The following is a 12,689-nucleotide window of genomic DNA, read 5'->3' as shown; positions in this document are numbered from 1 at the left end:
GGTCACCGACCCAGGTTTGCGTCCCGATCTCTGCCGCAGGTGGGGCCAGCTGACAACGCGGTGCCACGGTCGAAGATGATGGAACGGCTGGCAACATGGGGCAGGTCACGCACTGTCTTCATGATCCTACCCCTCATTGGCTTCGTGCATTTGTTTGGGGTCTTCAGCAGCACGGCAAATGCCCGAAGCGTTGTTTGAACAAGACAAGATCAGCCTCCCAATGTCTAAACTGGGGGCGGTGGGCGGCACTGTCAGGCCGGATCAGCTTGCGCTGCACAGATCGACGCTTGTTCGTCTGCAATTGCGCCGTGCGGGCAAAGGAGCCCGCGTACTTCTTTAGGAAGGCATCATCGGCTCAGAAATTGCGTTTGATCTCACGATGAGTGGTGGAGTTCGAGCGCTTCAGAACCCGCGCCATCTCTCGAACGGGCACTTTTGCATTCAACATGTCTTTGATTGCGAGTCTTTCACGCAAATCCAGTTCTGTGTGGGTCATGTCCGTTCTCCCTGCTTTTCGGCAAGATAGTGGAATTGTCGCAACCCAGTTTAAAATGTACCAGCATACATTGCTAATATTCTGTAATGTGGATTATGTTAATTAATGTGCATAAGTTACGTTCACTGCAACGGAAAATTCCATCGGCAAACGGCAACACTTCTGTGTAACCGATGATGCAGTCACCTTCAGTATTATTGGTCACACCCGCGCAGATGCTGTTCTGCGCAATGGTGTAATCTGCCCGGTACCGGAATAAATCAACACATCCCGCCCCTAGCTGCCACTCCCCGAAACAGACAGTTAAGTACATCGCGCATTACTGTCCAACCTGCCTGCCCCGGCAAAGCCATAAGTTGTACCGTGACCTCCGCCAGCGCTGTACAGCACGTTGTTGCAGCTGATGCTGGTGGTCTCTCTGTGCCGTCCATGATCAGTGATATGTTGCCAGGCATCGTGGCCCATACTCGATTGTTCTCGAACTTGACTGGTACGTCTTCATTGTCTGGGACGGGCAACCAGTCGTTGCCTGCCGTATCCAGCACACTCTTTTGCTGCGCTCGGGCGAGCGGGCGCGAGGCGTCAAATGCCGAGGGCGACAGAGCAGTCCATTGCGAGCGTGAGGTATCTGTGCCAGACGGCGCTCTGAACAATTGGAGGCGCAGATGGCGCAAGATCAGACGGTGATGGTGATAGGCGGGGCCGGCTATATCGGCTCTCATACGGTGCTTGCGCTGAATGAGGCCGGCTTTGACACGGTGGTCTATGATAACTTTTCCACTGGCCATCGAGATGCCTGCTTTGGCGCCCATCTGGTGGAAGGGGATTTGGCGGACGTTGCGCTGCTGCAAGAAACACTGCGCACATATGCCGTCGATTGCGTCGTACATTTTGCGGCGCTTATCGAAGCCGGGCAATCGGTGCTGACGCCACTGCCGTTCTTCCGCAACAACGTCACGGGCACGCTGGCGTTGCTGGAAGCCATGACAGCCGCAGGTTTACAGAAAATCGTCTTTTCTTCTACGGCCGCTGCCTATGGCAACAACACCGACGTCTCCATGCTGCACGAAGACCTGCCCCGCGCGCCGATCAATCCTTACGGTGACAGCAAGGTCATGGTGGAGCAGATGCTGGAGGCCTGCGTGGAGCCACACGGACTGCAAGCGATTGCCTTGCGATATTTCAATGCATGTGGGGCCGATGCCGCCGGGCGAACGGGCGAACGGCACGATCCTGAAACCCACCTTATCCCGTTGGTCATCCAAGCCGCGCAAGGCACCCGGCCGCAGATCTACATCAACGGCACGGACTATCCCACGCCTGACGGTACCTGCATTCGCGACTACATCCATGTCACCGATCTGGCCGCAGGCCATGTGGCGGCGGTGAAGAAGCTGCTTGCCACGGATGAGCCAGGATTTTCCGCCATCAATCTTGGCACGGGAAAGGGCCTTAGTGTGCGCGAAGTGGTGGAGGCAGTGGCCAGCATCTCAGGCTGCGAGTTCCCTGTGATAGAGGCAGACCGCCGGCCGGGCGATCCTGCCGTTCTGGTAGCCGACCCTACGCGCGCTCATGACGTACTGGGCTGGTACGCGCACCACAGCAGCATTGAGGACATTGTGCGGGACGCTTGGGCTTATGCGCAGAAAGTGGCGAGCAACTAAGCGTATTTCAAAGAGTGACCAATGGCCTGCGGGGCTACAAAAAGCCCAGAATTGCTGCCGCAAATAGCGAGGCTTGTCCAAGACGTCTTTGTCGGTAAAGGCCTAGACGGTAGATGCCCTGCACTCTGCGCCACCATGGCTTGCGGCGTATATATGTGAATGCAGCCAAGATAGCGCGATTTTCATCGGTCAGGTCATCTGATGCGTGGCGCAGGGCGACGAGGTTGGTCGTTGTCCAGCGGCGCAGCCCTCCGCGTCTGACATGATTCATACGTTTGATCCATGCCTGAAGCCCGAAATTGGCGCCTACCAGATTGTTCCTGTGCTGGCGATACAGCAGCACCGGTTCTGCATCACAGATCACGTGCCCGCCGATACCGGTAATGATCTGGTAGAGCCACCAGTCGTGAACCACTGTCTTGCGGGTGCGTCGGGCCAGCCTACGTGCAATACTCAAAGCCTGGCGGTTCAGCATGATGGTGTTGCCCGCCGCAATGTTTTGCACGATTGCGTTTCTGAAGCCAGGCGGTGCTTTGGGAAAGCGCGACATCCTGCGCTTGTTCAGATTGACATCGCAGACCCATGTGCGTGCGCAGTAAAGCGTGGGGGCCGTATCTGCTGTTTTCAGATGTTCCAAGCCGCGCGCCAATTTGTGGTCCAGCCAAACGTCATCTTGATCACAAAAAGCCACGACATCAATCTCGTCTGGCGTATGTATCAACAAATGCAAGAAGTTACGCGTGGCGCCTTGCTGCGGGCCGTCGATACGCATCACCGGTATGTCGGGATGGGCGGCTGCAAAAGCATCGATATGTGTGCATGTTGCATCCTTGGACCCATCATCACTGATCAAGATCAAATCTGGCAGATGGGTTTGGCTTGCAATACTGTCGAGTTGCGCCACCACGTCTCGACCACCATTAAAGGTTGCCATCAAGACAGCAACAGTTGGGAGGGGGGATAGCGTGGGCATGCCCGCTCCTATCCCATATCGTTTTGAGATCAGAAAGCCCTTATGCCAATAGACCGAAGTCATAGCCGTCATCCACGATTAATCGAAGATTGAAAATCCTCGTTTCGGTGGTTCGATTCCGTCCCCTGGTACCATTTCAAACATCAGAAAAGACTGATGAAATCGCGGTTAGTGGCTGGCCTGGTGCGGTGCTTTTCGATTGGGTGGAGCACCTCCAGTAGCCGTCCTACTGACAGTTGCGTTCTTTCAAGAGTGCCCGGCCGATCCTGACAATGTCGTCTTGATATCGATCTACCCGGTGGTGCTGGCGGCGATCGGTGTGGCAGTACGCCAGCCGATAGACACCTTAGTGACGGTCGCCTTTGGGATCACTGGCGACCAGTTCGGCTCCGACCTTTGCCGCAGACCTTGCATCCGCCGTCTCCTACCGATCCTCGGCCTTCTGAAGCCAGCGGACCGCGACCAGATGACGGGGTTCGCTGAGCACCCTCTGGCGTTTATACAAGACATCCGGGATGGGTACCGCGATCAAGCGAGGGAATTCAAAGGCCTCAAGAAAGAAATCCAGACCTCGAACGAGAACACCAAGGAAGTGCTAGAGCAGCTGAGATTCCTCATAGACGGGGTCTAGGACCCGGGAGGTGGCTATTTCGACTTCTGGCAGTCGCACGTAGCCTGGATTTTCACTTTCACCATCGCATAAACAAGCAAACCGCGCCATTCCTTGGCCGCACAGCACCTCAACCGACCTTAACTTCGTGATAATCCCTTCCAGTATTTGCTACTCGATTCCCAACGTTGATCCTCCGATTCCTAGTTATAGCGGCGGACCGGCTTCTATCGGGGCGGCACAAAATAAGTAGGTCGATGAGATAACCCAAATACAGAAATTGAAGGTAGCTTAGATCCTACTAACGCGCCTTTAAAAAAAGGGGATTATTGCCAAGGCATATTACAAAAATATCAGCCAAAATGTGAAGGTCCTTCAAAGTTAGGGGGCACATTGGCAGAAATACAAATACAATTACACTTTACTAATGTATTTTGATTTCTTATCTAGCCCTCAAGTTAGCTTTTAGACTTTTCTTCCCCAATAATATCGTTGTAGTAGCCCACCAATGCAGCAAAGCCTTCCGCAAAGAAAACCCTCTCGGATAGTTTTTCCAAGTTTCCTTTCTCTGGAAACTTATGCCAAGCCGGCTGTAAATCTCCTACTTTCATATCATCGCGTCGATCTATGAGTGCGCGATTAGAAATAACAAATGCATTCTGTAATCGCCGAGCACTTGCTTGAGACAGGGTTAGCTTTTCCTTTACAGGCAACCTGTCAAGCACTCTAAAGTCTATATTTTGACCTGTTCCGCTGTCTACAAGAGCGTTAATCATTGCAATAGTTTGGACGTCCAGCGCCTCATTTATACGGTAATCAGTTGATACTTTGGGCAATCTTAAATCGAAACTTTTCGTAAACCAGGATAGAAAATCAGGAGAAGAATTAAATGATATACAGCGAATGTTAGACGCCCCAAAAACCTCCTCCCACATCCCAACAAGCATATTATAATTATAATATGGGTTATCTACTTTCATTTGATTAAAGAAACTTTCTCGGACGCTTCCGCCGACTCGTGCTTGCGTAGATGCAAGTGAAATAGCGACGTCGATTTGTGGCCGCAAATGAACAACTACTGTGACTTTTTCGAAAAACTGATCAAGTAAACTCTTTACCCTACCTATCGAGGCTACATCTTTTAGCCTTGAATGAAGATGCTCACTTGAAAAAAGGGCAACACTTCCACTTGAAATTCCACTAATCTGATTATCAAGAGTTTTTTCAACTTTAGCTCTAAATTTTTCCTGATCTGAAGCCGTTTGGATATTCATAGCTCGCATGGCCTCATCAGCATTTTCCGCTTCAAGCCCATACATTGAAATAAATCTGTGATTCTCACCGCCAAGGCCAGCAGGATAAAATATCCCCTGCTCCATCAGCTCAGCTTGGTTATTGTAACAATACCTCTGAAAACTCGTGGTTCCAGTTTTCTCTGTTCCAATGTGGAGAATTGCCTCCATGTTTCTATCCGCTTCCTTCAGGCGAGACCCGCTTGAGCACAGGTTTATTGCTTTTACTATGCTGTTTCGAACACAGAGTTTAAACCGTCCCGCCATCCACGGTATTTTGCAGCCACATTTTTCTGGCGCATCTGTATTTCGGCTTCAGACACGTTGTTACGACTCCCCCAGATGGCAAGGTCACGTTGCTCGCAAGCGACACATTCGGCGATCTGCTCTTCAGTCCCTGTGCCCAATTCATAACCAAAATGTTCATAGAAGAAAGCCCCCTCAGTGAAAGACCGCTTATAGGTTTGCTCCGGGTCATAGTCATGGCTGTGATATACGGCTGCGGTCGGAGCATAGATCTTAGAAAAACCGGCTTCTATGATGTCGCGCGCCCAGACCTGATCCTCTCCATAGTCGACTTCCGGATAGGGAATGTCCTCCCATACCGCTCGGCGCATAGCGGAGTTATTGTCGGAATAGAAGTGCAGCATCTGCCGCCAGCCTACATCCCCGCTTTCCCAAAGGTCCCGATCGGTATCCTTCGACAGGACCAGCGGAAATTGCTGCATATGCGCGAAATGATTGGCGATCTCTTCGCGCACAAAGCGGGGGTGGTCTGGATAGGCGATGTGGCGCCCGAACAGGCCCGCGGCCTCCGGCACCGCGTTAAACATTTTGAGAATGTCGGTCGCCCATGCGCGCCCCACTGGTTGTGCGTCCTGCGTCAGTATGGCCGCGATGGGTGCCTGCCCCAAAGCAATACCATCATTCCGTGTGCGACCATGTTGGAAATCCTTCTGATCAATGACTGTCAGGCTGACATCCTTTTGCTTGCTCAGCCATTCGATCGTCCCGTCACTGGAAGTTGAATCGATACAATGGATCTGGATCTGATCCGCCAGCCTCTGTTCACGCAAAGCTTTGAGAACAGGTTTGAATTCCTCGCGACCGTTCCACGTTGGAATAATGACATCCATCAACGTCTCGCGCACCCGCTGCCCGGCGGGAGCGGACAGTGAAAGATTTTTGTGGGCCATGTATTCTAGGATGGCTGCCTCGACCTCACGTGCGCTCTTTTCCCAGTTGAACGTACCGACCCAATTGAGAGCTGCTTTGCTTTGAGCCTTGCGTGTCGCCGGATCTTGCATCAACGCCTCAATCCGGTCCGCGATGTCCGCAGGATGCGGTCCCGCCAGAGCGACCACCCCTTCAGGGAAGATGGCTCGGGTGCTTTCGCCATCCAGCTCCAGAAGGGGTAGACCGCAAGACATCATTTCCTTGGGAACGAGAGAGTAGTTTGTCCCAGAAAAACACATCCCAAGATGGGCATCATTGTAAAGTTCGGCCAACTTTTCGCTGCCCAAGACGCCGTGATTATAGGCGATGAAGGGGGTCTCGGAAAACGGCATCTTATCCTGGCCAAAGAAGTGCACCTCGAAATCCTGCCGTCGCCGAGCGAGAATCTGTAAAGCTGCGAGCGCCAGCGGAACGCACCGCCGATCCGTATGCTGTCGACCGTAGACGGCAATTTTGAACTTGCCGCTAATTCTCTTATTGAACCTTTTTTTATGAGCCTTTGCATCATGAATGCCATATTGCTCCTGCTCTAAAGCCAGATAGAAGCCCTTGGCCCATCTATTGTACCGCGTTTTCATTAGCTCTTCGAGCCAGGGGCTGGCGCAGATACAGCCGAGATCAAAGCCGTAAGTCTCCCGCGCGAGTTTGCCGTTTGCCCCAGTTGGATAGAACTCCGGCTCATGGTCCTGAACAAAGTACATGCATGCAGCAAAACCTTCAGCGGCTTGTGCAATCCAAGCTGTACTCCAACCCGTCGCGATCACAATATCGCCGGACGTCTCGTAGAAGCCGTCCCGGACAAAACGGACATTCGCTTCAACACATTGAAAATACTTTACGATATCTTCCCACGCCGCGTCTGCACTGTCGTGTATCCGCGGCTGTTCAATCCAAATTGTACAGCGGTGGCCAAAGTTCTCAAGGTAGCGAACCATTCGGAAGATCGTCATGTGCCCACCGCCACCCGCAGCGAAATCTGGGATCAACCAGTGAATATCAAGACAGGACCTATCAGAGACATCTGGCGCGACCGCACCAGAGGAAATCAATCCGCCGGTCAAGACTTCAGGGTAATTGGGAACAAGGTTGGCATCCGGGTCGAATAGAAACTCCACTGCAATATTGTCAGGGCGTGACTGGCGACCTTCATTTTTCCCGAAGAGCACATAATGAAGAAACGGGTTCGATCCACCCGCAGCGATGTCTGAATAGGTTGCCAGATAATGGCTGGTAGAAAATTCGGGACACGGATCGTGTCCTTCTTTCCAGCCATTAGTCATGTAGTGTATCAGTTGTTCTTCATCTGATCCTTCAATTTTATATATTTTCCGATACCAGGCGGCGTTGAAGCTGTCCCGGACAGCGGCCAGATCCTGTTCAGCAACAGATGGAGGCGTAGCAGCTGCGGCAGGTGGCGTCGCGTGACGGCCCTCGGCCATTCCGAAAAGTGCATAATGCAGAAGCGGGTTAATGTCGTTGGAGCTGATGTCCTGATAGTTTTCTTTGTAAAATTTTGACGAAAATGCAGGCGATGGATCGCGGTCTTCTCGCCAACCGTTTTCTAGGTAATCATACAAAATGGCTTGCTCATCGGAGTCCGAAAACTGAGGATAAGTTTGCCGATACCAAGCAAAGTCGAAGAAACGCCGGATTGCTGCGGCGTCAGCGCGTTCTTCGGGAGACGAAGAGTGGTGGTTCTCAGTGTCGATGTTACCTGTACGTTCAGGCACTTCTTCTTCAACATTTTCCACTGGAAGAGCGGTACTTTGGTCAAAAACGATAATATCAGTGCGGTTTGACGGTATGCTTTCGCGACCTTCCGCCTCACCAAACATTATCAGGTGTACAAAGGGGTTTCCCTTCCTGTCCCTGACATCAGGGTTGAGCTCGAGATAACCATTCGTCGAGAAATCTGGGCTTGGATCTAGCCCGCTAAGCCATCCACTTTTCAAGTAGTGCCTGACCGTTTCCTCGTCGTCCAACCCTTCAAGGTCGGCGTCCTGAGCACGATAGAAAGCATGGTCGAACCGCGGGGCCAGCCGCGCCGACAAGGCCGCCAACACATCCTGTTCAGCCTGGCGTTGCGCCTGGGTAGAGATCACCTCTCGGCCTTCGGCCGCCCCTACCTGCAGGAAGTTAAGCAATGGGTTGATAGCTGCATCTCTGACGTCTTGATGCAGGGACAGGTAACCATTTGTAGAAAATTCGGGGTTGGGATCGATATTCTCGCGCCATCCAACGACCAAATACCAAGCCCGCAGCGCATCATCCGATAACTCATTCAGGTCCGGACGCTGTTGTTTGATGTAGTCAGGCAGGACTGCTTCTTTTAGTAAGGCAAACTCTTCATCAGTGTGTAGACGTGCCGATGGGTCATTCCATTGACTTAGGGAGGTGCGACGGCCTTCCATGTGGCCCGCGCCCAGATAGTGGGCGTAAGGATTGATGCCTTGCTCAGCAATATCTTTGGCAGTCATCAGATATGCCGACACGTTGAAAAATGGATTGGGGTCAAGATATTGACGCCAACCAGTCTGTTCGAAGTGATCCTGAAGATCAGCGTCGGTTAGAGTGTCGGGCAGCTTATAAACTAGGCGGTAAAATATTGGGTCAAACATGATAGTCACTTTCCCTAGAGGGCGGAACGAACGTCTGAACATGTCTTGTTAGAAGATAGCTTGATGTTCAAGCACCTAAGTTGTGCACTCCTGTCTTTGACCTGTCGAATGAAGTGTCTGGAACGCTCTGTTGAACAAATCCTGTGCCCTGCTCCATCACGGTGATGTGGGTTTGATCAGCTCTGCAAAGGTTCGGATAAGTGAGAGAGAGAGCCGCTCCATAGAGCTGCAGATCGTCAATCGCTTGGCAGGGGATGTGAAACCGATCTGCTGAGAGAGGGAGGATCAAAACAAGAACGTATTCTACACCCGAACGGCCCGGATCAGAGGTCAGGGTTATCAAACATAGCCGCATAACTGAAATCAATCAGCCTCTGGCACACCTGGTGTGGTTCACTCGGTAAACGTCACAATTCTCCAAAGCCCATCTTGTGAAATGTCATCCGGCGGGTGCATCGCAACCAAAAGTCGCCGTGCACATGCTGGCGAAATGTGCCGAGCCGCGCATCTTCCATGCCAGTGATACAAAAGTCCGGCTGGCGATTGGCCAAGCGGGCGTAAAGTTGCCGGTTCAAATCAGTGAAATGGGTGTGCAGTTGATTGAACTCGTGCTGCGTAAAGAGACAGCAGCGCATGTCCTGGCCAAAACTATTCTTCAGCACAGTGGTCATCATTTCGATCAGCCACTCTGGCGCTCGCTCTGGCTCAGCAACTATGTTGGCAGCCCAGGCCGCCAAGGGCAAAGGCGACACATTCGACTTGCCAGCGTTGACTGGCGTCAAATCTTCAACCGAAAGCGAGACGCCGAAATGCCGCAGAAAAACGCCCAGAATACCGCCCTTCTCCTGCACCGCAGTGCCGTAGTCGAGCAAGGTGATCTCAGACGCATCAAAGGTCTTGAGCAGGACATCAAGAATACGGTTGTAATCCGTCCACAGCCCTTCGACGAGATTATTGTCCAGTGCTTGCTGTACAAAGTAAGGCGGTCGCGGTGGGCTCGAAACCTTGCTGCGCTCCATGTAGATGGACTGCAAAAACTGCCACTGCGCGCGCAACACGCAGACAACCTCGATCTCGTCGAAACCGGACAACAGCGCCCGCACTTCTGTGAAATCCACAGCCGCATTTGGATCGCCGCGGGAAAATTCCTCACTGCTCAAAAATACTGTGTGTTCTGTATCGGCATACTTGGCATTCAAGTGCGCGAGAGCCGCTCTGCTCCCACCTTCAATATGATAAATTTCCGGCAGTTTATTCCAATCAGAAACAAGCCCATGATGACCCGAAAAGCGGGTTAACTTTGGGTATATGACTCCGTGCTCTGCCAGTAACGCGGCATTCGCGTGGAATGTGTCCTGAATTGTCGTAGTTGCCGTTTTATGGGTCCCAATGTGCAGAATTACTTTCGCCATCTGGGTTGTTTTCCTCTGAAGTCACATTCCACCGAGAGCCTAGGTTGTTGCCCCTACCTCATCTGTGACAGGTTCGTCCAGAGCATGTGCTTGAGCATCAGTGGCGATCCAGGAGGACAGAACCTTGAGATAGAGATCGCCATACGCCAGACTGGGTTCGAGCACTGCTTTTTCAGCCCATTCGTTCCAAGCATTAAGGAAAAATTCGTTGCGATAAGACCCTTCGATGCGCGTGTGCATGATGCCTTCAAGCCAGCGGTTGAAGCTTGCGGGGTTGGCCCGATAGGCAATGTGCGCGCTCATGTGACGTCGTGCGGTATTGTCCCAGCTGGGCATCGCACCACAAATTGTGTTTCGAGGCAGCGCCTGGACATAGTGCGGTGACAACGCATTTCCGATCACCTTGCTATAGTCATAGACCAGTCCTTCGAACCCACCTGGCATTTGTTGGCCGAGAATGTTGCCTTGCGGCCCTCCCACAAGGAAATCATCCCCTGTAACAAGGCCATGCGGAGGCATCTCGATCCAGAAGTCAAAAATATCCTCTGCGACAGCGTTCTCACCTGTGACATGGAAGCAAACCGCGCCAAGCTCGACCGCACCGATGCCCGCCTTTTCCCAAGCCTTGCGCATACGTTTCACGCTTGCAGCGGGATCCGGCATGTCCTCGGGGCGATAAATGACGAAACGAGGGCGCGTACCATCCGGGCGCTGATACCGTGGGTCACGCATATAGGGCAAACTGTCTTTGACCAGGGCCTCTTCGAAACCATCCGCATAGGTCTGATCAAGAAGCACCTCGCCGGACAACCCATCCCAATTGCGCCGCCAGCTTTCATTGGCCCAACACAAGTAGAATGGAAACTCGATTTCGGGACGCTTCAGCAAGTTTTCAAGCGGCGCTTCAAGCACGCGGCGGCCATTAAACCAGTAATGATAGACACAAAAGGCATCAATACCCGCCGCTTTCGCCAAAGCGGCCTGCTCGCCCAGCGTCTCGCTGACACGTAGGTCATAAAACCCTATATCGGCTGGTAACAGCGGCTGCGTGTGCCCAGGAAACAACGACATCGCGCCGACAACGCCACGCCATTCGGTAAATCCCTTGCCCCACCATGCATCATTCTCTGGAATAGGGTGAAACTGCGGCAGGTAGAACGCGCTGGTATAGGAGGGCCGCATCGGTGTCTGAGTGTTGGGGCTACCTGCCTCAGGGTCGGCAGCCGCTTTAAGATGTGCCCGAATCTGAGTGGTCTGGCGGATCTCTTGCCCCGCCTCATCGGGCAAGAACCCCATCAATCGCTCAAGAGCATGGGCCAAGGTTCCGTCGACCTGTGCCTGTTCCTGATCAAACATGCCCTCGTGCAGTTTCAGCGCCTTGAGCATACCGATCATCAAAGGTTTCAACCAATAAATGGACCCCGCAGGAAAAGACAGGCGGTCCCCAGAAATCTCGATTTCTAGCCGCCGAAGCAAATGTCGGGTTGTCTCTAGGTTTGATCCCCACCACCGGACATCATCATAATGCTGACCGTCAGCGACCCAAAACGCCGCTTTGCGATCTGCAACGAAATCCTCCAGTAATGTTGGCAGGTCCTGATCGGGAAGGATGTCGTTGATAAGGTGACGCCGCCAAATATCACCGTCTTCTCGATGGGGGGACTTCTTAGTATGGATTTTACAGACCGCCTCGTAGCGATCAAAGGCACCCGCGTTCACCAATGTCAGAAACGGCAAAATGTCCCGACCTTTATTGGGCAATGAAACGACAGTCGCATCTGGGTAGGTTGAGCGGATTTCGTCGGCTAGTTGATCAGTCTGCTCACCACGGTAGGTGATCGTTACGAACAGGTCATAGGGGATCTCAAGCTGTTGCAGGGTCTCCTCAAATTCGGGCCACAAATCTGGGTAGTATAGGTGCATGGCAACAGCAAAGCGCGCTGTTTTGCACCCTGCATCAAATCGCAGCTTCGGTACTTTGCCTTGCGGCAGATCCTCAACCTTGGGCAGTTCCTTGGTGATACGATCTTCGGACTTACCCGACAGCGCATAATGCAACAACGGGGACATGTTCAGTTCAGCCACGTCTGAATTATAGCGCAGATAGGCCGCAGGCGAAAAATCAGGGTTCGGACGCAGTCCCAACGCTTCACCAAAAACAGCATAATGGCGCAATGGGAAGCGCATGAAGAACTTGTGCACTTGGGGGTAAGCGCCGGTATAGTAAACCGGGTCAAACACACTGGCATCCCGTGCAGCCGACATCAACTGGCGTTGACCAGGTGTAGGGAAAGCAAAGCGCACCAACTTCTGAAAACGGGTAAGAGGTTTGGGAAATGGATCGGCCATGTTGCGCCTTTAATTCAGATCGTAAAATATGGACAACGC

The 12,689-nt window shown here is 52.5% G+C and carries 8 protein-coding genes; 2 read left to right on the top strand and 6 right to left on the bottom strand.

Annotated features, from left to right (window positions below):
• Window positions 1–355 precede the first annotated feature (355 nt).
• Window positions 356–496, bottom strand: a complete 141-nt coding sequence (locus RA29_RS22595; RefSeq protein WP_082029629.1) for a helix-turn-helix domain-containing protein — start codon at window positions 494–496, stop codon at window positions 356–358.
• A 653-nt stretch (window positions 497–1,149) separates the two neighbouring features.
• Between RA29_RS22595 and galE the strand changes: the two genes are divergently transcribed.
• Window positions 1,150–2,160, top strand: a complete 1,011-nt coding sequence (gene galE / locus RA29_RS19060) for a UDP-glucose 4-epimerase GalE (protein ID WP_206540157.1) — start codon at window positions 1,150–1,152, stop codon at window positions 2,158–2,160.
• Between the two features lie 34 nt (window positions 2,161–2,194).
• Here the strand turns inward: galE and RA29_RS19055 are convergent, their stop codons facing one another.
• Window positions 2,195–3,196 carry a glycosyltransferase family 2 protein gene (locus tag RA29_RS19055; protein ID WP_193743588.1) on the bottom strand — a complete coding sequence of 334 codons (1,002 nt, stop codon included), beginning with the start codon at window positions 3,194–3,196 and terminating at the stop codon, window positions 2,195–2,197.
• Between the two features lie 217 nt (window positions 3,197–3,413).
• Here RA29_RS19055 and RA29_RS19050 point away from each other — a divergent pair, with 217 nt between their 5' ends.
• Window positions 3,414–3,764, top strand: a complete 351-nt coding sequence (locus RA29_RS19050; RefSeq protein WP_039689018.1) for a hypothetical protein — start codon at window positions 3,414–3,416, stop codon at window positions 3,762–3,764.
• Between the two features lie 437 nt (window positions 3,765–4,201).
• Here RA29_RS19050 and RA29_RS23000 read toward each other — a convergent pair whose 3' ends face one another.
• The 4 genes from RA29_RS23000 to RA29_RS19035 form a co-directional block, all read right to left on the bottom strand.
• A complete protein-coding gene (locus RA29_RS23000; protein ID WP_152613086.1) occupies window positions 4,202–5,206 on the bottom strand; it encodes a hypothetical protein in 1,005 nt (334 codons plus the stop codon).
• Window positions 5,207–5,262: 56 nt separating this feature from the next.
• Window positions 5,263–8,889, bottom strand: coding sequence for a glycosyltransferase (locus RA29_RS22115; RefSeq protein ID WP_193743587.1), 3,627 nt, complete (start codon window positions 8,887–8,889; stop codon window positions 5,263–5,265).
• 407 nt (window positions 8,890–9,296) lie between these two features.
• On the bottom strand, window positions 9,297–10,301 hold the full coding sequence (locus RA29_RS19040) for a hypothetical protein (RefSeq protein ID WP_039689016.1): 1,005 nt from the start codon (window positions 10,299–10,301) through the stop codon (window positions 9,297–9,299).
• 39 nt (window positions 10,302–10,340) lie between these two features.
• Complete coding sequence (locus tag RA29_RS19035; protein ID WP_241462657.1) at window positions 10,341–12,566, bottom strand: glycoside hydrolase family 99-like domain-containing protein; 2,226 nt, start codon at window positions 12,564–12,566, stop codon at window positions 10,341–10,343.
• Window positions 12,567–12,689: the final 123 nt, after the last annotated feature.

Source organism: Tateyamaria sp. ANG-S1 (genome assembly GCF_000814025.1).
In the GTDB taxonomy this organism is placed as follows: Bacteria; Pseudomonadota; Alphaproteobacteria; order Rhodobacterales; family Rhodobacteraceae; genus Tateyamaria.
The sequence above is the reverse complement of the archived record's forward strand: the minus strand, read 5'-3'. Positions and strand labels throughout refer to the sequence as shown.